This window comes from Sphingosinicella sp., from assembly GCF_041916975.1.
Classification (GTDB): Bacteria; Pseudomonadota; Alphaproteobacteria; order Sphingomonadales; family Sphingomonadaceae; genus Sphingosinicella.
Map to the genome: position 1 here is coordinate 2,758,314 of NZ_JAYRYK010000001.1, position 20,601 is coordinate 2,778,914.

At 64.1% G+C, this 20,601-nt stretch carries 17 protein-coding genes and 1 tRNA gene; 7 read left to right on the top strand and 11 right to left on the bottom strand.

Translation table 11 applies throughout. The features are described 5' to 3' along the window. Entirely contained in the window at positions 1 to 1,104 is a 1,104-nt protein-coding gene (locus ACE3TJ_RS12930) for an ABC transporter substrate-binding protein (protein ID WP_374596755.1), read from the bottom strand. Between the two features lie 54 nt (positions 1,105 to 1,158). Here ACE3TJ_RS12930 and ACE3TJ_RS12935 point away from each other — a divergent pair, with 54 nt between their 5' ends. The 5 genes from ACE3TJ_RS12935 (at position 1,159) to ACE3TJ_RS12955 (ending at position 6,581) form a co-directional block, all read left to right on the top strand. Beyond that, a complete protein-coding gene (locus ACE3TJ_RS12935) occupies positions 1,159 to 1,842 on the top strand; it encodes a response regulator transcription factor (protein WP_374596757.1) in 684 nt (227 codons plus the stop codon). 43 nt (positions 1,843 to 1,885) lie between these two features. Beyond that, the gene (locus ACE3TJ_RS12940) at positions 1,886 to 3,232 is read left to right on the top strand and encodes a sensor histidine kinase (RefSeq protein ID WP_374596759.1); all 1,347 of its coding nucleotides are present in this window, start codon (positions 1,886 to 1,888) and stop codon (positions 3,230 to 3,232) included. Between the two features lie 68 nt (positions 3,233 to 3,300). Continuing rightward, positions 3,301 to 4,725, top strand: a complete 1,425-nt coding sequence (locus ACE3TJ_RS12945) for a M20/M25/M40 family metallo-hydrolase (RefSeq protein ID WP_374596761.1) — start codon at positions 3,301 to 3,303, stop codon at positions 4,723 to 4,725. A 1-nt stretch (position 4,726) separates the two neighbouring features. Then, entirely contained in the window at positions 4,727 to 5,836 is a 1,110-nt protein-coding gene (locus ACE3TJ_RS12950; protein WP_374596763.1) for a PepSY-associated TM helix domain-containing protein, read from the top strand. Beyond that, positions 5,826 to 6,581 (top strand): GDSL-type esterase/lipase family protein, encoded by a 756-nt coding sequence (locus tag ACE3TJ_RS12955; protein WP_374596765.1) that lies wholly within the window; start codon positions 5,826 to 5,828, stop codon positions 6,579 to 6,581. The genes ACE3TJ_RS12950 and ACE3TJ_RS12955 overlap by 11 nt, the downstream gene beginning before the upstream one ends. Before the next feature lie 62 nt (positions 6,582 to 6,643). Here ACE3TJ_RS12955 and ACE3TJ_RS12960 read toward each other — a convergent pair whose 3' ends face one another. Both ACE3TJ_RS12960 and ACE3TJ_RS12965 read right to left on the bottom strand, forming a co-directional pair. Then, a complete protein-coding gene (locus ACE3TJ_RS12960) occupies positions 6,644 to 9,391 on the bottom strand; it encodes a TonB-dependent receptor domain-containing protein (RefSeq protein ID WP_374596767.1) in 2,748 nt (915 codons plus the stop codon). Between the two features lie 144 nt (positions 9,392 to 9,535). Continuing rightward, a complete protein-coding gene (locus tag ACE3TJ_RS12965; protein WP_374596769.1) occupies positions 9,536 to 11,017 on the bottom strand; it encodes a serine hydrolase domain-containing protein in 1,482 nt (493 codons plus the stop codon). 243 nt (positions 11,018 to 11,260) lie between these two features. Here ACE3TJ_RS12965 and bla point away from each other — a divergent pair, with 243 nt between their 5' ends. Both bla and ACE3TJ_RS12975 read left to right on the top strand, forming a co-directional pair. Continuing rightward, positions 11,261 to 12,256 (top strand): class A beta-lactamase, encoded by a 996-nt coding sequence (gene bla, locus ACE3TJ_RS12970; protein ID WP_374596771.1) that lies wholly within the window; start codon positions 11,261 to 11,263, stop codon positions 12,254 to 12,256. A gap of 10 nt (positions 12,257 to 12,266) precedes the next feature. Continuing rightward, the gene (locus ACE3TJ_RS12975; RefSeq protein ID WP_374596773.1) at positions 12,267 to 13,745 is read left to right on the top strand and encodes an amidohydrolase family protein; all 1,479 of its coding nucleotides are present in this window, start codon (positions 12,267 to 12,269) and stop codon (positions 13,743 to 13,745) included. A gap of 61 nt (positions 13,746 to 13,806) precedes the next feature. Here the strand turns inward: ACE3TJ_RS12975 and ACE3TJ_RS12980 are convergent, their stop codons facing one another. The 8 genes from ACE3TJ_RS12980 to grxC all read right to left on the bottom strand — a co-directional run bounded on the left by ACE3TJ_RS12980 (position 13,807) and on the right by grxC (position 20,597). Continuing rightward, on the bottom strand, positions 13,807 to 15,774 hold the full coding sequence (locus ACE3TJ_RS12980) for a serine hydrolase domain-containing protein (protein WP_374596775.1): 1,968 nt from the start codon (positions 15,772 to 15,774) through the stop codon (positions 13,807 to 13,809). Positions 15,775 to 16,013: 239 nt separating this feature from the next. Continuing rightward, the gene (locus ACE3TJ_RS12985; protein WP_374596777.1) at positions 16,014 to 16,829 is read right to left on the bottom strand and encodes a THxN family PEP-CTERM protein; all 816 of its coding nucleotides are present in this window, start codon (positions 16,827 to 16,829) and stop codon (positions 16,014 to 16,016) included. Positions 16,830 to 16,996: 167 nt separating this feature from the next. Beyond that, the gene (locus ACE3TJ_RS12990; protein ID WP_374596779.1) at positions 16,997 to 17,326 is read right to left on the bottom strand and encodes a multidrug efflux SMR transporter; all 330 of its coding nucleotides are present in this window, start codon (positions 17,324 to 17,326) and stop codon (positions 16,997 to 16,999) included. 66 nt (positions 17,327 to 17,392) lie between these two features. Next, on the bottom strand, positions 17,393 to 18,466 hold the full coding sequence (locus ACE3TJ_RS12995) for a hypothetical protein (RefSeq protein ID WP_374596781.1): 1,074 nt from the start codon (positions 18,464 to 18,466) through the stop codon (positions 17,393 to 17,395). Positions 18,467 to 18,925: 459 nt separating this feature from the next. Further along, a tRNA-Arg gene (locus ACE3TJ_RS13000) sits at positions 18,926 to 19,002 on the bottom strand. Positions 19,003 to 19,040: 38 nt separating this feature from the next. Continuing rightward, on the bottom strand, positions 19,041 to 19,493 hold the full coding sequence (locus ACE3TJ_RS13005; protein ID WP_374596783.1) for a DUF1178 family protein: 453 nt from the start codon (positions 19,491 to 19,493) through the stop codon (positions 19,041 to 19,043). Further along, positions 19,490 to 20,314 carry a carbon-nitrogen hydrolase family protein gene (locus tag ACE3TJ_RS13010; protein ID WP_374596785.1) on the bottom strand — a complete coding sequence of 275 codons (825 nt, stop codon included), beginning with the start codon at positions 20,312 to 20,314 and terminating at the stop codon, positions 19,490 to 19,492. Before ACE3TJ_RS13010 ends, ACE3TJ_RS13005 begins: the two co-directional genes overlap by 4 nt. A gap of 19 nt (positions 20,315 to 20,333) precedes the next feature. Further along, complete coding sequence (grxC, locus tag ACE3TJ_RS13015; RefSeq protein WP_374596787.1) at positions 20,334 to 20,597, bottom strand: glutaredoxin 3; 264 nt, start codon at positions 20,595 to 20,597, stop codon at positions 20,334 to 20,336. Between the last annotated feature and the right edge of the window lie 4 nt (positions 20,598 to 20,601).

Consider the following 20,601-nt stretch of genomic DNA (forward strand, 5'->3'; position numbering starts at 1 on the left):
CTATTTCTGATCGAGCGCGGCCTGCCAGTTGGCAAGGAAGCGCTGGCGCCGGATGCGGTCGAGGTTCGCGAGCAGCGCGGGGCCGAGTTTCACCGGGCGTGCTGCCGTTGCGGGTGGTTTGCTGCCTGCGAGCGGCACCACGTCCTCGCGCGATGGCGCCATGTAAGCGCGTGCCAGATGGCGCTGCCCTTCGGGGGAGAGCAGGAAATCCAGCAGCAGCTTTGCCGCATTGGGCTGCCTTGCCTCGCGCGCGATGAGCGCGATGCGCGACACGACGAGCGTGTAGTCGCTCGGCATGATCACGCCGATGTCGGGATTGCGCGCGGAAAGCTCCAGCGCATAGGAGCCGAGCGCGTTGTATGCGAACAGGCTGCGCCCGCTCTCGATGTCGGCAAGCAGCGGTCCGCTCGACGTATGCAGCCGCACGCGCGCCGCGCCGAGCGCGCCGACAAGCGACATGATATCCCGGCTCGCGTGGTAGTCCTGCGTGAGCTGCAGATAGCCGAAGCCGGAAAGGCGGGGATCGTAGGTGGAGACCCGGCCCCTGTAGAACGCGGCCTTGTTGCGCAGCACGCGCTCGAAACCCGAATGCGTGCGCGGCACATCCTTCGCGGGCACGAGGCGCTTGTTGTAGGCGATCACCACGGGTTCAGCGGTCACGCCCCATGCCTCGTTCTTCCAGATCGCCCAGTTCGGCAGGTAGGGCTTTTCCGGCGACGCATAGGCCTGCGCATAGCCGTCGTTCACCAGCTTGATCTGAAGATCCATCGCGGAGCTCCAGATAAGGTCGCCCGTGGGTTTCCGCGCCCGCGATTCCGCGATCACGCGGTTGTAGAGCGTCGGCGATTCAAGCTCGCGATAGTCCACGCGCAGGAACGGATAACGCTTGCGGAATGCGCTCAGCGCACCCGTCACCTCGTGGCGGTCGGTGGTCGAATAGACGACGACGGTGCCTTCGCGCCGGGCCGCCGCGATCGTGTCGGTGTAGGAGCGGGGATAGCCTCGCGGTTGTCCCGCTGCTATCAGCGCGAATGCGGCTGGCAGCAGCAAGAGCGCGCGCCGCCCGGGAACGAAGCTCAGAATTTTGCGAAGCGGCCCGATCACGCGCATAATGCGCGCAATGTGCGGGCCGATCGCCATTCTGTCAAAGAGGGAAGCATGGCGCGGATCTTGCTGGTTGAGGATGACGAAGCGCTCGCGCGCGGGCTGACGGCCGCGCTGCGCGGCGAGGGCTATTCGGTCGATCCCGCGCCGGACGGCGAGACCGCGCTCGAAATGGCGCGTGACGAGCCTTATGCGGTCATTACGCTCGACGTGAACCTGCCCGACATGAGCGGTTTCGACGTGCTGAAATCGCTGCGGTCGAGCGGCTGCCGCGCGCCGATCCTGATGCTGACCGCGCGCGATTCGGTGGAGGATCGGGTGAAGGGCCTCGATCTCGGGGCCGACGATTATCTGCTGAAGCCGTTCGAGCCCGCCGAGCTTGGCGCGCGGCTGCGCGCGCTGCTGCGTCGCCCTGCATCCGACCCCTCGCCGCTGATCCGCGTCGGCAATCTGGAGATCGACCGGTCGCGCTGCGTCATCTGGGTGTCGGGCGAACAGATCGATCTGCGGCGGCGCGAATGGGTGCTGCTGGAAAGGCTCGTCGTCCGCGTCGGCAAGGTCGTCTCGAAGGATCGGCTTGCCGCCGAAGTGTTCGGCTTCGACGAGGCGGTCGCGCCGAACGCCATCGAGGTTTATATCGCCCGTCTGCGCCGCAAGCTGGGGCCGCAGGGCCCGGCGATCCGCACGATGCGCGGGCTCGGCTATGTGATGGAGAACACGCCTGCCGCTGAGACGTAATCTTCGCGTTTCGCTGACCGCGCGGCTTCTCGTCGCGCTGATCGTGCCGACAGCGGCGCTGGCGCTGGTGCTCGGCGTGGGCGGCGCGCTCATCATAAACAGCATTGTCGAAAGCGTGAACGACCGCCTGCTCGATGCCTCGGCGCGTTCGATCGCGGACACGCTGGCGCTGGAGGATGGCGAGATCACGCTCGACCTGCCGCCCTCCGCGTTCGGGATGCTGGAAAACGACGAGCGCGACAATGTCTACTACAGCGTGCGCGTCGGCGGGGAGCTGCTGACGGGCTACCCCGACCTTCCCCAGATCAAGGCCGATGCGGCGCGAACCGACGACACCGCTTTTGCCTATTCGGCCTATCGCGATGCGCCGATCCGCGTGGCGGCGATCGTGCGCCGCGTGCCGCGTGTGGACGCGCCCGTCGTCGTGCAGGTCGCCGAAACGCTCGAAGCGCGGAACACTCTTTCTTCACGGATGCTCGCCGGGCTCCTCGTGCTCGAAGCGTTGATCGTCGGCCTCCTCGTCCTGCTTGTGCCCGTCGCGGTGCGCTGGGGCCTCGTGCCGCTCGCCGAGGTGCGCCGGGGCATCGCCAGCCGCTCGCCGACCGATTTCACGCCGCTCACGCTGCAGCAGGTGCCGGCTGAACTGCGCAGTTTCGTCGATGCCTTCAACGGGCTGCTGCTGCGGCTGGAAAATGCCGTCGAGGGCCTGCGCCGCTTCACGGCGGATGCCTCGCACCAGATGCGCACGCCGCTGTCGATCCTGCGCGCACACCTGCAGGTGTTGAAGCGCGAGGGCACCGGCACCGAAGGCGGGCGCGCATCGCTCGCTGACATCGACACCGCGACCGTGCGCCTGCAGCGGCTCCTCACGCAGCTGCTCGCGCTCGCCCGCGCAGAGGGCAACCGCGAGAACGTCATGCGGCTTGCGCGCAATGTCGATCTCGCCGCGCTTGCCCGGTCGGTCGCGGAAGACCATGTTCCGGCCGCGCTCGAAGCCGGTGTCGAGATTGAATTCGATGCGGAGGGCAGCGCGTCGGTGCGCACGGTCGGCGAATTCGCACGCGAGCTCATCTCGAACCTCGTCGACAACGCCATCCGCTATAACCGGCGCGGCGGCACCGTCTGGCTCTGGGTCACGGCCGAGGAGGCAGGCGTGCGCGTCGTCGTGGAAGACGACGGACCGGGCATTCCGGCCGGGATGCGCGCACATATCTTCCAGCGTTTCCGGCGGTTGGACCGCGACCACACCGAAGGCAGCGGGCTCGGCCTTGCTATTGTCAGCGAACTTGCAACCGCGCTCGGCGGGGGTATTGCCGTCACTGATCGTGCGGGCGGCGGCCTGCGCGTGGTGATCGATGTTCCGCGCGATCTGGCGGGCGGCAGCGCATGATGCGACAGGACCGTGAAAGCTGTATGGCCCTAGCGTAGCGTCGGCCGGTTGGTGGAGGGAGAGTGCGGGTGGTTCGTTTGCCCAGTATTGCCGTGATGGCGGCGTGTGCCCTGTTCGGGCAGGAGACTCTTGCCGCACCGAAGGTGGACCCGGCGCGCGCCGGCGAAACGGATTTCCGCGCGCTATACCGCGAACTCGTCGAGACGGACACGTCGCTGTCGAGCGGCAGCTGCACGCTCGCGGCGGAGCGCATGGCGGCGCGGCTGACGGCGGCGGGCTATGCGAAGGCCGATGTCGAGGTGATCGTGTCGCCCGAGTTTCCGCGTCAGGGCAATCTCGTCGCGCGCATCGCGGGTACCGACCCGAAGCTGAAGCCCATGCTGCTGCTCGCACATATCGACGTCGTGGAGGCGAAGCGATCGGACTGGAAGCGCGACCCCTTCACGCTCGTCGAGGAGAACGGCTATTTCTACGCGCGCGGCGCGGTCGACGACAAGGCGATGGCGGCATCGTTCGTTGATGCCTTCGTGCGCTACAAGCAGGAAGGCTATCGGCCCAAGCGCACGATCAAGCTGGCGCTGACCTGCGGCGAGGAGACCGATTCCGTATTCAACGGCGTCCAGTACCTTTTGGCGAAGGCACCCGATGCGCTCGCAGCCGAATTCGCCGTGAACGAAGGCGGTTCGGGCAACCTCGACGAAAACGGAAAGCCGATCTCGTTCGGCGTGCAGATCGGCGAGAAAATCTATCAGGATTTCACCTTCACCGTAACGGCGCCCGGCGGCCACAGCGCACGCCCGACAGACGACAATGCCATCGGCCGCCTCGCCGCTGCCGTGGCGCGCATCGATCGCTATCGCTTCCCGGTCAACATGACGGAGGCCACCAAGGGTTTCTTCCGGCGTACCTCGGCGCTCTACACGGGGCAGACCGCGAAAGACCTCGCCGCCGCCGGAAACGGCACGGCAGATGAAGCGGCGTTCGCCCGCATCGCCGCCGCGAACCCGCTCTGGAACGCGTTCCTGCGCACCACCTGCATCCCCACGCAGCTTGCCGGCGGTCACGCGCCCAATGCACAGCCGCAGCACGCCGAGGCGAACGTCAATTGCCGCATCATGCCGGGCGAAACCGTCAATGCGGTGCGCGCACGTCTCGCCGAGGTTGCGGCCGATGCGAAGGTCGAGATCAGCCTTGCCGCGGAGCCCGGCCCGCAGCCGCCCGCGCCGCCTCTCGATGCGCGCATCATGAAGCCGGTGGAGGCGATCGCGGCCGAGATGTGGCCCGGCGTGCCGGTGATCCCCAGCCTCAGCAGCGGCGCGACCGACGGCCGCTTCCTGAACGCGGGGGGCATTCCCACTTACGGCATCTCCGGGGTGTTCCGCGACACGGACGGCAACGGCGTCCACGGTCTCGACGAGCGTATTCGCGTCACGTCGCTGATGGATGCGCGGGCGTTCCTTTATCGCCTCGTCAAAGCCTATTCGGCCAAGTGACATGACGCCGGGAACGCGCACCACGCTGCTGAAGCTTCACCGCTGGGTCGGCCTCGCCTTCGCGGCGCTGCTCCTCGTGCAGGGTCTCACGGGCACGCTGCTCGTCTTCCGCGCGGAGATCGACGGCATCATCCATCCCGCGCTCGTCGTCACGCCCGGCGAAGCGCTGCCAGTACAGACGCTGGTCGACACGGTGCGCGAAGCTTCGCCGGAGGCGACGCTGCAGCGCATTCGGTTTTCCGAAGATCCCACGCGCGCCGCGATATTCGTGATGCGGGCAAACGATGCGCCGTGGATGGTTGCGGTCGATCCCTACAGCGGCGGGATCGTGCGCGCGGGCAGCTATGCCGCGTGGCCCACGGAGTGGCTGTTTCACCTTCACGATACGCTGCTCGCGGGGAAAACAGGCGAGATCATCGTCACCATCGAAGGCGTCGCTCTCATCTTCCTTGCCGTGTTCGGCATCATCATCTGGTGGCCGGGGCGGCGCAGGCTCAAATCCGGCTTTCGCATCCTCACGGGGCAGGGCGCGGACCGCACCGTCCGCACTGCGCACCGCGCGATCGGTGCGGCGATCGGCATCGTGCTGGTGATGTCGGGCGTCACGGGCGCGCTGCTCATTCACCGTGCCGCCTTGCAGCCCTATCTGCCTGTCGTGCCGCGCCCGAAGTTCGAGGTTGCGCTGTCGCAGGCCCCGCTGCGTCCCGTCGATACGCTGCTCGCCGATGCGCGCGCGCGGCATGGGCCGCTGCCGCTCCGCGAGGTGCGCTTTTCGGGCGCGGCCGGGCAGGTCGTCGCGCTTTATTTCCAGGATGAAACGTCGCGCCGTCCGAATGCGACGCGTCAGTATTTCTACAACGCGTACGAGGGCATCGAACTCGGCCGCTACGAGCCCGCCGCGCTGCCGCCGATGAACACCGCTTACGATTGGCTGTTCACGATCCACACCGGCAAGGCGGGCGGGCTTGTCGGCCGTCTCGTCGTGCTCGCGGCCGGTCTCTCGCTCGTGTTCTTCGCGGGCAGCGGCGTCTGGCTCTGGTTCTCGGCACGCCGGCAGCAACGCGCGCGGCGCGCGAAGGCGGAAAACCGCCTCGTCCGAAATGCGGCTTAGCGCCTGCAGCATCGCCGTCTCGGCGATTCTCGCCGTATCCGCCCATGCGGAACCCAGCCCCGTCGCTGCGATGACCGTGCAGGATTTCGCCGCGAAGTGGATGATGCAGCAGGGCGATATCGCGGGCACCGGCGTCTATGCATCCGCCAACGCGGCGCTTCTGGCTGCGCCGGCCGGCCAGCCGCGGGTGGTTCTGATGGGGGATTCGATCACCTATCACTGGACGCCGGAACTGCTGCCTCGGCTCAGCGATGCGGCATGGGTCAATCGCGGTATCCCGGGGCAGAACAGCAGCCAGATGCTGCTGCGCTTCGAGGATGATGTCGCCGCGCTTTCGCCCGCCGTCGTCGTGATTCTCGCGGGTACCAACGACATCAGGGTCTATGCGGGCAGCCACGCCGATGCGGCGCCCGCGATCCTCGGGCGCCTCCGCAGCAATGTGACGGCAATGGCGGATATCGCGGCTGCACGCGGCATCCGCGTTGTCCTTGGCAGCATTCCGCCCTTCGATGCCGCCCGCGACGGTAGCCGCCGCGATCCGGAAACGTGGCGCGCGGCAAACGCGTGGCTTCGCATGTTCGCAAAGGCGCGGGGTTATGCGTTCGCCGACTATGGCGGATTGGCGGATGCCGAAGGCCGCCTGCGCACAGACCTCAGCGAAGATGGACTCCATCCCAACCCCCGCGCCTACGTCCTGATGCGACCGATCCTTACCGAAGCCCTGAAGGCATCCGGCCTCAAGTAGTATAAAAAAAGCCCGCGGATCGAAGCCGATCCGCGGGCATTCCGTTACTGACCCGGGGGAAATTAGAAGTTGATGCGGGCTCCGACCGTGAAATAGCGCCCGATCAGATCGTGATACGGCGAGCTGACCGCAGCGACCGCCGGATCACGGTCGAAGAGGTTCTGGACGTTGCCGTAAACCGTGAACTTCTTGCCATCACCGTACGGGATGTAGAGGCGGGCACCGAGGTCGAAGTACCAGCGGCTGGAGATGCTGACACTATCACCCTGACCGGCAAGCACGTTGGCAGGCGCATAGCCGCCGCCATCGACGTAGCGGGTGCGGACATCGGCACCGAAGCGTTCGCTTTCATACGAAGCGCTGAGCGTGCCGCGCCATTTCGGGATCAGGTAAGTCGCCTGCGAACCGAGATAGCCGGCGCCCTCGATCGTGAGGATGCCGTTATCGACGGCAAGGCTGTCGACGTAGTTTGCAAGGCCGCGAATGTTCAGCTGGCCGGGCAGGCCGATGCTGTCGAGGCTGGTTTGGTAGCTCGCCTCGAAATCAATACCCTTGTTCGTGAACTTCGCCACGTTGATGTAGGCTGCATTGATTTCGGTGATCGCACCGGCACCGTTGCGGACAATCTGTGCGCAGGCGCCACTATTCCCCTGCAGATAGCAGCTGTTGACGATCTGCTGTGCCGTCAGGGTGGTGATCACGTCGTTGATCTTGATGTCATAGTAGTCAGCAGAGAAACGGAAACCGGGCATGAAGCTCGGAGACAGCGCAACACCAACGGTGAATGTGTCTGCGATTTCAGGCGCAACGTCCGGATTGCCGCCAGTGTAGAGGATGATGCTCGTTGTCGGGCGCGTCGCCGGAATACCCTCGTCGACGACCGTCGTGAACAGCGTGGAACGCAGGCTGAACATTTCTGTGAGGTTCGCGGCACGAATGTCGCGTGAACGCGTGACACGCAGCTTGATGCTGTCGTTGATGTCCCAGACTGCACCGACCTTCCACGACCAGATCGAGCCCTTGGTGCTGTAGTCCGAGACGCGTGCTGCACCGTTGAACATCAGCTTCTGAACGAAAGGCAGATCGGCGAGCAGCGGAATTGCGACCTCGGCGAAGGCCTCCTTCACGTTGTTGCCGGTCTTCGGGATGTTCTGGCCGTTGATGGTGCCGAAGCGGCTGGCCAGCGAGTTCTCATCGTATTTCGTGCTGAAGGCCTGCTCGCGGTATTCGATACCGGCCGCCACCGAGACGGGCTGGTTCCAGAGCTCGAACGGCTCGCCGCTGATGCTGACGCCCATATTGTCGAGCCAGGTGGTCGTGTAGGCGTTCCAGTCGGCGGTCACATAGTCGATCGCCGCCTGATCGGAATTGCCCGAACCGAACAGGTTGAGCGGACGGCAGGCCGTCGTCGGATCGGTGAGGGCGATGCGGCAAACCGGAGTACCGCCCGGGCCGGTGACGGCGTCAACCGCGTTTAGGAAGTTCTGACGCAGGGTGATGTCTCTCAGCGTCTGGTCCTGCGTCTGTTCGCCGTGGCTATAGTAGGCATTGTAGCGCCATTTGCCGTCGCCAAAGCTGCCATCGACGCCGATCGAGACCTGATAGGTTTCGCGCGTATAATCGTAATGCGCCATCGCAACGTCGGTGACGGCGCGACCCATCGTGAAGGAGGTTTCGCCCGCGGTCGCGAGCTGGTCGCGGATCGCCGTGCTGAGATAAGGGTTGCTTGCCGAGATCGTCAGCTGGTTGATCCAGAGATCAGGGAAGAACGGACGTTCGTCCCACACACGGTTGTAGTTGCCTTCAACCCAGATGTTGAGATTGTCGGTGAGATCGTAGCTCGCACGAGCGAGCACGTTGGCGCGCTGGATCGGTGCCGAAAGCGACCGGTAATTGTCGATGTGATAGCCCTCGCCGCCGATCATGAGCGTCGGAGCACCCGCACGGCGGGTGCCGTATTCAAACGGACGAAGTGTGCCATCGGCATTGAAGACCTGACCGGCCAAAACGCCGGACGTGATGACACCGTCTTCGTGGCGGTTGGATTCACGCAGATTGTTCGTGGGATAGAGCTTGCCGTCAGCGCCCGGGAAGAAGCCCGCCGCGCCGATGAGCGGCCGCGACGTGCCCGGGATGACGCCCTTGTCGTTCAGATAGTCGCCGCCGACGATGAAGTGGCCGCGCCCATCGGCGAAGCTGAAGCCTGCCGAACCTTCAAGCAGATACTTCGCACCGTCGCCGCGCGAAGAGATGCCGGTCTGTGCGCCGAGTTCGAAGCCCTCGCGCTTGTTGTCGAGCATGATGTTGACGACGCCCGCGACGGCATCCGAACCGTATGCCGCCGAGGCGCCGCCGGTCACGATGTCGATGCTCTTCACGAGCGAGTACGGGATCGTCTGCAGGTCGTTCGAGCTGACATGACGACGGCCGTTGATCAGGACCAGCGTGCGCGCCGAGCCCAAACCGCGCAGGTCGGCCGGCGACTGGCCGGACGAGGTGACGGTGTTGGTCGAGGTCGCGCTCTGCGTCATGCGGAATTGCGGCAGGTCGGCGAGCGTCGCCTGAATGTCCGTGCGGCCGGCGACCTTCAGGTCTGCCGCGCTCACGACCGTGGTAGGCGTCGGCGCGTCGAAACCGACTGTGCTGATGCGCGAGCCGGTGATCACGATAACATCGGAATTTTCCGCCGCAGTGGTTTCGGCGGCTTCCTGCGCAAACGCAGGGGTGGAAACGGCGAGCGCGGCGCCGAGCGCAAGCGCACTCACCGATACCGCACGGGTGGATAAACGAATACCAAGCATGGAAGTCATGACAGTCCCCTCTTGACCTGCTTTTGGAAAAATCGCGCTCGTCGCTCCCGCGCGAACGTCTATTTCAGAATCTGAAAATCACTCAAAAATTTTCAATTGTCTACATCAATATCCTGAATGGGACGATATTTTCCTTATGGGCGGCTATGGAACCAGCCGATAGAGCACATGCGGCTGTGACGAAAACGACATTTTCCGATCGTTTTCCGGCCCATAGAACTCAAGTTTCTCGAAAGGGCCGCCGTCGCGCGCTGCCGTGACCTGCTCGTAGAGCTGCGGTCCGATCTGCTCCCAATAGGTCTTGTTGCCCCGATTCTCGACGACCAGCGCGTTCGGCCCCGAGGCGCTGACCTTGATGTCGAACTCGGGCTGGGGCGGGTCGCTGTAGGTCCGGCGGTTGGTGCGATAGGCGCCGACGGCGGGCGTGGACGTGCCGCTCCAGCGCGGCGCGGGGCTTTCCGGGAAAACGCGGCCAATAATGGCGTTCTGCAGTTCCGTACGGGCGCCGTAGCTTCCCCAGCCGCCTGTCGTGGACACGAAGAAGCCGAAGTCGGCCTCGGGGGCGAGGATCATGAACGAGTGGAAATCGGCGGTGTTGCCGCCGTGGCCGACGAGGCGCGGCCCGGCTTCGCGCACGACCATGTAGCCATACGCCATACCTGGCAGCGAGGGCGCATTCTTGTGCAGCGTCTCGCGCATCAACTTCATGGTTTCCGGCTTCAGGATACGCGCGTCGCCAAGCGCGCCGTCGCCGAGATGCGCCAGCATGAAGCGCGCCATGTCGGGCCCCGTTGCAGAGGCGGAACCTGCGGGCATGATGTTTCCGTAAAGCTCGAAGGGCTTGGCGACGAAGCGGCCGTCCTTGAGCTCGTAGCCGAGCGCCATGTTCTCGGCGCGCGTGCCTGTCAGCGGCTCGCGGAAGGTCGCGCTCGTCATGCCGAGCGGGCCGAAGATGTGGCGGTCGATGTAGTCGGGGAAGGCTTCGCCCGAGACGCGCTGCACGATGTAGCCGGCGATTGCCGAGCCGTAGTTCGAATAGGAGCTTTCGATGCCCGAGTCGCGGACGCGGGTAGGGATATTGTTCTTCAGAAACGTGCCGAGCGGAACGAAGCCTGCGGGGGTTTCCACCGTGATGCCGCCCCTGTCTTCCAGGCCCGGCGCGTGGGTGAGAAGGTCGCGGACGAGGATCGGCTTCGCGTATGTGGCGGGAATCTTGAAATCGAGGTATTTGTTGACGTCGTCGCCCAGCTTCACACGTCCCTTTTCGACCTGCTGCATCAGCGCGGTCCACGTGAACAGCTTGGAGACGGAGCCCGGCCGAAACAGCGTCTTTTCGTCATCCACCGGAATCTTCCGGTCGATGTCGGCGTAGCCGTAGCCCTTGCTGAAAACGACCTTTCCGCGCGACACCACGGTGACGACGGCGCCCGCCACCTCGCGCGTGGCGATCTGCTGAGCCATCACGCCGTCGATGAATTCTGGAAGTCCAGCAAGGCGCGCCGGATCGACGCTCGCGACGGATGCGGCCGGCGCTGCCGCTGAGGGTGCAGTTGCCAGAAGGGCCAGAGCAAGTGCCGCCCTACCGAAAACACGCCGCATTGCCACGGACCGATTGCGTTCGCGCATCACCCCCGACTCTCCCTTTCCATATTATGTTCGAGAATTTTGACACATCAGGACGATATTTTCAAATTGGGATTGTCAAAAAGCAGACATGCTTTCTCGTTGTTCAATTTAATCTATATTGATCAAATAGATAAAGAGTTTTTCATCCTGTATTGCAATCGAAGAAATTTACCATCATTGTCCCATACGGAGAATTTGCCGTGCCGGGCGCGCGGCCTTCAAATTCCAAAGAGGGAGGGAATGATGAAACGGAACGCCATGCGCTGGCTCTGTTTGCCGCTTGTTTTCACTGTGCTCAGCGTGGGCGCACCCGTTGCGGCGGCACCGACGGCGACAAAGGCCGTGGACACGGAAGTGGCGCGGCTTGCCGCAGGCGCGGGGGGTGTCGTCGGTATCGCAGCCTGGCGGCTGGATGGGAAGGGCGCCCGCGTGCTGCTCAATGCCGATGCGGCGTTCCCGATGGCGAGCACATACAAGGTGCCGCTTGCGGGCAAGATTTTCGACATGGTCGACAAGGGTCAACTCCGCCTCGACACGATGCTGGATGTGCCGCAGGAGATGATGTCGCCGTCCGAGGTGATCGCCGATCGCTTCATCCATCCCGGTGTCAGCCTTTCGGTGCACAACCTGCTCGAACTGATGCTGACGCAGAGCGACAACACGGCGACCGACGTGCTGATGAAGGCCGCCGGCGGCCCGGAGGCGGTGACGGCGTGGGTGCGCGCGCAGGGCGTCGGCGCGATGCGTGTCGACCGGGATACGAATCGGCTGCTGCGCGATTTCTTCCGGCTTGGCGAAGGCCCGCTTGCGCAGGCGTTCGAAACCGCAGCGAAGGCCGATCCGTCGCTTCCCGGCAAGGGTGCGATGCCGGATGCCGCGTTCGATGCCGATCCCAAGGACACGGCGAGTCCTGCGGCAATGGCGACGCTGCTCACGCGCATGTTCGCCGGGAAGGCGCTTTCGCCTGAAAGCACGAAGGCATTCGCCGCTATCATGGAGCGCTGCCGCACCGGTACCGAGCGCCTGCCGGGCCAGATGCCGCCCGGCACGACGGTTGCCCACAAGACGGGCACGATCGGCGGAACCGTGAACGACGTCGGCGTGGTGACCCTGCCCGACGGCACGGGTGTGGTCATCGCCGCCTATGTGAAGGCGAGCGCGGCACCGGTCCCCGATCGCGAGCGAGCCATTGCCGAGATCGCGCGCACGGTGCGCGACTATTTCCTGTTTGCGAATTGAGGAGAGCCCAATGAAAGCTGCACTGTTTCTGGCGACTGCGTTTGCCGCGCTCGCTGCGCCGGCTTTTGCCGAAACCTATGATGTCGTGATCTCTGGCGGTCGGGTGATGGATCCGGCGAGCGGCCGTGACGAGATCGCCAACGTCGGGATCATCGGCAACCGTATTGCCGAAATCTCGGCGGCGCCGCTCAAAGGCAAGCGCAAGATCGACGCGCGCGGGCTCGTCGTTGCGCCGGGCTTCGTTGATCTTCACGCGCACGGACAGCACGACAAGGGCCAGCAGTTTCAGGTGCTGGACGGCGTGACGACCGCGATCGACGCCGAAGGCGGGGCGATGCCCGTGCAGGCGTTCGTCGGCGCGATGAAGGGGCGGGCACTCATCAACTTCGGTGCGACCGCATCGCACCAGTGCGCGCGGATGGAAGTGATTGCTGGCGCACCGTGCAAGGGCCACGGCGCGGCGAACGGCGAAACGGTAGCGGACCGCAAGGCCTACACCGCGTCGGCGACGCCGGAACAGCAAAAGGCGATCGTCGCCGCATTGGACCGCGAAGTCGCGGCGGGTGCGCTCGGCTACGGGCTCGGCATCGAATATACACCGGGCGCCGGACGCAGTGAGATCTACGACATCTTCAAGGCCGCCGCTGGGACGCGCGCCCCGGTTTTCGTCCACGTGCGCAGTCGCCCGCTCGATCCGGCGCCCGGCGTGCCGATCGCGGTGGCGCAGGAAGTGATCGCGAACGCCGCCGTCACCGGTGCGCCGCTGCAGATCGTCCATCTGCACTCCACGGGGCTTAAGGACACGCCGATCCTGATCGACATGGTGAAGCACGCGCAGGCGCGCGGGCTCGACATCACGTCGGAAGCCTATCCGTACACGGCGGGCAGCACGTCGATCGGATCGGAATTCTTCCGCGATGGCTGGCAGGAGCGCTCCGGGATCAGCTACGGCGATCTCCAGTGGCCGGCGACTGGCGAGCGGCTGACGAAGGAAACGTTCGAACGCTACCGGCGCGAGCAGCCGGGCGCAGCGGTGGTCGTCCACATGATCCCCGAGGACGTCGTCGACCAGATCATTGCAGAACCTGCGATCTCGATCGCGTCGGACGGTATGCCGTGGCGCACGTCGGGCGAGCATCCGCGCGGTGCCGGCACCTATGCGCGCGTGCTCGGCCGCTATGTTCGTGAACGCGGCACGCTCGATCTGATGGCGGCGCTCCGCAAGATGACGATCATGCCGGCGCAGCGGCTGGAGGGGATTTCGCCGCAGATGGCGAAGAAGGGCCGCGTGTCGGTTGGCGCCGATGCCGATCTCACGCTGTTCGATCCGGCGACCGTTGCCGATCTCGCCACGTTCGAAAAGCCGATGCAGGCGTCGCGCGGTATCCGCTACGTTCTGGTGAACGGCACGCCCGTCGTCGACGGCGGCAAGCTGGCTGCGAAGGTTTTCCCCGGCGAGGCAATTCTCGGAACGGGCAAGGGCCGCTGAACAAAGACGGGCCGTTCAACAAAAGAAGGGGGCGCTTCGCAGCGCCCCCTTTTTTCATTAATCAGTAGTTGAGACCGTAACTCAGCAGTCCGAACGTCACCGCTGCCCAGAGCACGACGCCCGCCGCGACGAGGAGCGCAATGCTCCACAGGCGTGACGCCCAGCGTCCCTGTGTCCATGCACTCCACGCGTTCCATAGCGTGAGCCCCAGAAAACCGATGAAGCCGATCAGGCCGGCGGTCTGCAGCAGGATGACCAGCCCATCGTACTTGCCGTTTATGGCGGTGAAGCCCTGCTGTTGCATCGCACTGAAGATGAAGAGCCATCCGGCACAGACGAAGAGGACCAGCAAGGCAACGCCGCGCAACAGATGATAGCGCAGCCGCGCCCGGCCGGTGAGCGCAAGGGGAGTGCCGTAGACACGCCGGGCGATCGCACCGGCGGGCCACGACAACGCCGTCAGCAGCAGCACGATCACGGCGAACATCATGGCCGGGTTCAGCCAGGCGGCATTCGCGTGCCAGGGTGCGGGCTCGAACACAACCGCTGCCGACCCGGCGTCGATGCTGAAACGCTGGACCTTCCCGTCAACGACCTTTGCCGCGAGCCGCTGCTTTCCGCCGACCTCACGCCAAACGAAGGGTGCGATCTCCTTCCAGGCGCGCGGTTCGCCGCCCGGCGTCTTGAAGTTCGGGATCAGCAATCCGCCATCCGGACCCACCGTCACGGCGGTTTGCGAGGCGAACGCGCCTGTGCGCATGAAGCTGGAGTCGGAACGGCGGCTCGCAATGTAATGCCCTGCCATCATCCGGGCATGGGCCGCAGCGGTTTTCCCATCCACGGCGCCGTCCTTCGGCGTTCCGGGGAAATAGCGATCCATGAAGCCGGTGATGAGTGCGTTGTGAATCGCGCTCGGCGCGCCGTCCTTGCCCACGCTGTTGAGCGAGATGTAAACGCCGACGTTCTGGTCGATCAGCAGCCACAAATAGGTGAAAAAGCGCTGCGTGCCCCCGTTGTGGCCGATGATGCGATAGCCGTTCTGGTTCTGCTCATAGAACCCCAGAGCCATGCGGTTGAGCGGCGGGATCATGTCGAGGAACGTGGTGTGCATCGTCTTCGCGGTTTCGGGCGAGAGCAGCGGTCCGCCGTTCGCGAGGTGCGCGATCATGAACTTGCCCATGTCCGCGCCGCTTGCCGAAAGGCTGCCTGCGGGCGCAGGCTCGACCACCTCGAAGGGCATCGCCTTGCCGGAAGCCGTTCGGTAGCTTTGGGACATCAGCGGTTTCAGGGTCGCGGGCAGCGGCTGGCGGAATGTTGAATGGGCCATGCCGAGCGGCATAAGAATGCGCTGGTCGATATAGTCGTCGAACGGCATTCCCGACACGCGCTCCACAATGTAGCCCGCAAGCCCGGTCGCATAGTTCGAATAGGCGGGCGTCGTGCCAGGCGCGAAGATGCGGTTCGGCACCCAGCGTTTCAGCACGGTGCCGAGCGGTGCGGGCGTCTCCGTCTCGTCGGAGATCAGCTTCCGTATCGATTCCTCGAAGCCCGATGTGTGCGTCATGATGTTGCGCAGCGTGATGGGCTTGCCGTCGCGCGGTGGGATTTTGAAATCGAGGTAGGTGTTGACGTCGGCGTCGAGGTCGAGCTTGCCGTCCTGGACGAGCTGCATCACCGCCGTCCACGTGAACAGCTTCGAGACCGAGCCGGGCCGGAACAGCGTCTTTTCGGGATCGACCGGCGTGCGCTTCTCGACATCCGCGTAGCCGTAGCCGCGCTGCGTCAGCACCTGGCCGTTTTTCACGACGACGACGACGGCGCCCGCCACTGCCCCGCGCGCGAGCGCATAAGGCATAAGGCCGTCGAGCCACGCATCGACGTCGGCCTTGGTGAGTGCCTGCGTATTCGCCGCTGTCGACGGCGCTGACGCCACTGCCGGGGCTGGCCCGCTTTCGAAAGCCGGTGCGGCCGCGGTCTGCGCCGCAAGGGCGATGAGCCCAAATACGAGTTTCAGATATTTCCGGATCATCACCTGCCCCCAAGCCGAAATGCCCACGCCATCGGATGGTCAACAATCCTTGGGCGTTTTCCCATATGGGATAAAATCATCCTAAACGGAAAAGAGTCAATCCCGATTGAGATGACACGGGCATAGCACTGAGAAGGGCGCTTACACGTGCTCTTGGCAATGGCCGGCCTGCACACACGAAAAAACCCGGCTCAGTTTCCTGAACCGGGCTCTTCCGTTATTCAAACGCTGTGATGCGTTCAGGCAGCCTTGCGGCGGCGCACAGCACCCAGGCCGACGAGGCCGAGACCGAAGAGTGCAAGCGCAGCCGGTTCCGGAACTTCCCGGCCTTCGATCGACAGCGCGAACTGCGCGAAGGTCGTCGCGGCTTCCGCCGTCAGGAAGCCGAAGCAGCCAGCGGCCACACCAGCCGATTCGCACGCTTCGTCGGAGAGGAAGCCGAGCGTCGGGGCCGAGTCCGGATCTTCGAAGATGAACAGCGAGTAGTCGACGCCGTCATAGGTGAAGTCGAACTGACCGAAGTCGAAGTCGAGCACGAAGATGTCGGCGCAGCCTGCGCTGTTGATGCCGACGCCCCAGGCGCCGCCGTCGGCGCAGATGCCGCCCGAACCCGCGTTGTTCGTCTCGATGAACGAGATGTTGAACGTGCGCTCGAGAGCCGGGGTCAGCGGATCGCCGGCCGGGTCGAACGGTGTCAGCGCGATCGTGATCGAAAGATCGGTGCTGAGCAGCGACTTGGTGCCCGACGGGAGCGTCCGGTTCTCGTGATAATATTGATCAGCGAGGTTCCAGGTGCCGTTGGTGTCGAGGAAGCCCGAGGTCGGCGTGTCGGTGACGCCGATGGCGCTCTTGACGCTCGACGGACCCCACTGGATGCGCGTGGAGCTGATCTGCTGCGAGCCGGTGCCGGTCGCTTCGAAAACCGGGTTGGAGAACACCGAGGTCACTTCGTAGGACCAGGTGTTGACGAACGCTGCCTGCGCAGCCGTCGACATTCCGGCCGCGGCGACGAGCGCCATCGCGGGCAGAACCTTGTTGAGAACCTTGTTGCGCATTGTACGCCTCCTGAGAACTGATAGCCGAAAACCAGGGAAGCAAGTCGCGTGCCATTTGCGGGATGTGTGAAGAAAGGGTTAATTTTCCGAGGTTAACGGGCCGTCCGTTTCGGCGCTGAAAAAAGCGTCGTGGAAATTGTAAAGAATTCCGACGACGCCGAGGGCGCTCAATGTACCGCCGCGCGGGAGAAGAGCCGCAGGACGATCACGCCGGCAAGGATCAGTGCGATGCCCACGAAGGCCGGCGCATCGAGCGTCTGTTTCAGGAATGCCCAGCCGATGAACGTGATGAGCACGATGCCGACCCCGGCCCATATGGCGTAAGCGATGCCGACGGGAATGCTCTGGAGGGCCAGCGACATCAGGTAAAACGACGTTGCGAAGCTGACGAGAACGATGAGCGTGGGCGTCAGCCGCGTGAAACCCGCAGTTTGGCTGAGCGCGGAGGTGCCGATCGTTTCGGCGACGATGGCGCCCGCAAGATAGAGATAGTGCATGAAAACCGTCCTCCCCCGCTCATCCTCGAACCGAACCGGAAGAGGGAGGTAGGCCGAGGCCGCCCGTCAAGCCCTTTCGGACACCTTCGTCGGCGCGCGCACGATATCGTCGCTGGTCGGCTTGCCGTACACAATGAACTTTTCCGCCTTGCCGCCTTCGCTTGGGTAGAAGTTCGGGATCGTCAACAGCGGGCGCAAACCGTAGAGCTCGTAAATGCGCCGGGCGTGGCGGTATTTTTCGCAATCGGAGGTTTCGAGGCAGAACCAGCGCGCGCCATTCTGTTTGGCGCGGTTTTCCGTCAGACGCAGTGTTTCAAACACCGCGTCTCGCCGCGCGCGCGCGGGGTCGATGGCGCCCCAGGCGCCCCATGTGACATCGCGCCAGAACTCCGTTTCGTAAATGCCGGTAAGGCCGATGATCGAGCCGCTGCATTCCACGACGCTGAACTCACAGTCCGAGGAGACGCTGCGGCGTCCGCTGAAGCGCAGTCGTACCGCCGGCTGGAGCGGGTCGATAAGCCTTTTCCGTTCGGCATACAGGTAGATGTGCTCGCCGTGCCCGTCCGGGATGTGGCCGGCGATGCGGAAGCCCGCCGCCAGGAATTGCGGTGCGTGAACACGCTCGAGGCGAACGACCAGCAGACGGTGGAAACGCGGCCAGCGCCGCATTGCTGCCATGGCGAGATCCACGGCGGCTTCGGGCTGGGAGGCGAGATCGATCCATGCGACGTCGCGCCCATGCACGAATGACGACAGGAGATCGAGCGTCACGGTCTCGCCGGCATCCTCGATGTGGACTTCCCATTTCGCCCACATAGACGTGATGTGCGGAAAACCGGCTTTGCGCGCGAAATGCCAAAGATAGCTGCGCGCGACGAGGCCGACCTCACCGCTGAAGTTGTCCGCAGCGATTTTCATCGCGCGCGCAACATCGCCAATTTTGAGCGGCCTGATGGAATATTTGGCAAAACTCCGCGCTTTTTTGCGGCGTTCTATTTTGCCCGGCTGTAATTTTTCCGCGTGATCCGGGAAATTGCAATTAGCGTTAATCCCGTGATAACTTTCATTGTTTACAAGATTTTCAAGGGCGTCAAAGGTCTCACTCGGATTGATATTTTCCGTTAGACCCAGATTGTTCATTCTTCGACCCGATCGCGAAATCATTATTATTGAATCCGGCCCTTTTGTTGGACCGAATCCTGCCTGTTGCAACTCTGCAAAACTGGTATTTTGACCCAGAGTATTGACCGGCGATTGTTAACAAACTCTAACTTCGTTTTCCGGCGATGCCCATATGTGGTTTCGGCTCCGAGACTCGGCCGGTCCTTCTGAAAAAACGACTGGTCGTATTCCTCGCCCCGCCGCACGATTCTGCGGAATTTGACCTCCGGATCGAAAACATCGATCCGTTCTCCAAACCCTGTTTGAATCCAGCCGAAGCGGCGTATGTCGCTGCTCATCCGGGACAGCAAAAAACCACCCAATTCCGAACCCGACAGGGTTCGCAAGGCCGGCTGGTCGCCCGAGCGTGTGCGAGGAAAGCCAAGGCTGCGGATGCGACCGCCCGGCGCTTGAGGGACAACAAAAAAACAATAAAAATGGTGCCCCCGAGAGGATTCGAACCTCTGGCCTGCGGTTTAGGAAACCGTCGCTCTATCCTGCTGAGCTACGGGGGCACGCGCGCTCGCATCAGTGGCGGCAGCGGGCGAAAATATCAAGCGTCGGTGCGGCCGGGGCGGGTGGGGAACAGCAGCGGCATTGCTTCGATGCCTTCATCGCGAAGCTGCGCGGCTTCGTCAGCGCTCGTTTCGCCGTAGATGCCGCGCGCGTCGGTTTCTCCGTAATGGATCGCGCGCGCTTCCTCAGCGAAACGTCCGCCGACGTACTCGCTGCTTTCAATCATGCTCTTCTGCAGGTCGGCGAGCGCGCCCAGCATCTGCTTGATCCGCGCGTCATCACCCCCGGCCACGGGGACAGGCGGGGTGTCTGCGCGCGTGTTCCCCTTGGCGGGAACGGCGGGCGCCATCACGGCCTTGGCGATCTCGGCATTGCCGCACAGCGGGCACGCAAGAAGGCCGCGTTCCTTCTGCGTCTCATAGTCGATCGAGGAGCCGAACCACGCCTCGAAGACGTGGGCCTCGCCGCATTTCAGGTCGAAGACGATCACGGCGCGGCGATGTCCCTGCGGTGTTGGAGCACGGGGATGCGGCGACGCACGTCCGCGATGCGTTCAAGATCGATCTCGACGAAGTGGAGGCCCGGCTCTTCTCCCGCATCGAGCAGGATGTCGCCCCAGGGGTCGATCACCAGCGAGTGACCGTAGGTGGATCGGCCGTCCTCGTGCTCGCCGGTCTGCGCGGCGGCGATCACGAACGAGGCGGTTTCGATGGCGCGGGCGCGGAGCAGCGTGTGCCAGTGCGCGCGGCCCGTGGGGCGTGTGAACGCGGCGGGAAGCGCGATCACCTGCGCTCCGGCGCCGCTCAGCGCATCGAACAGGCGGGGGAAGCGCACATCGTAGCAGATGGCGAGTCCGAGGGTGCCGACGGGCGTTTCGGCAAGTGCGATGCCTGCGCCCGCCACGAAGCTCGCGGATTCGCGGTAATATTCGCCCGGCGCGGCCTCGACATCGAACAGGTGCATCTTGTCGTAACGCGCGCGGATCTCGCCCTTGTCGTCGATCACGAGACTGCGGTTGACGAGGCGGTCGGCATAGCGCGCATCGCGCAGCGCGAGCGAGCCGAGCGCCACCCAGATGCCCGCCTTCTGCGCGGCTTCGCGCACGGCGGCGAGTGCGACGTCGTCTTCCTCGCCGCGTGCATTGGCAAAGAGGCGCGCGGTATTCCGATCCAGAATCCCCGACATTTCGGGCGTGAACAGCATTGTCGCGCCGCCCGCGGCGGCGGCTTCCACATGGTTAGAAAGCGCGGCCGCATTGACGGCGGAGTCCGTTCCGGACGTCATCTGGGCGATGGCGATACGTGTCGTCATGGGGCTGGATATGGGGCGTTCAGGCGGTTTGTGCCAGTAGCGTATCGAGCTTGCCGTCGGCGTCGAGCGCCGCGAGGTCATCCGATCCGCCGATATGCTGCCCGCCAATGAAAATCTGCGGCACGGTGGTGCGACCGTGCGCGCGCTGGATCATCTCGGAGCGGCGGTCTCCGCACAGCGTGATGTCAATCTCCTCGAACGCGGCACCCTTCGCCTTCAAGAGCGACTTCGCGCGTGTGCAGTAGGGGCACAGGAATTTCGTGTAGATTTCAATCTTGGACAAACTG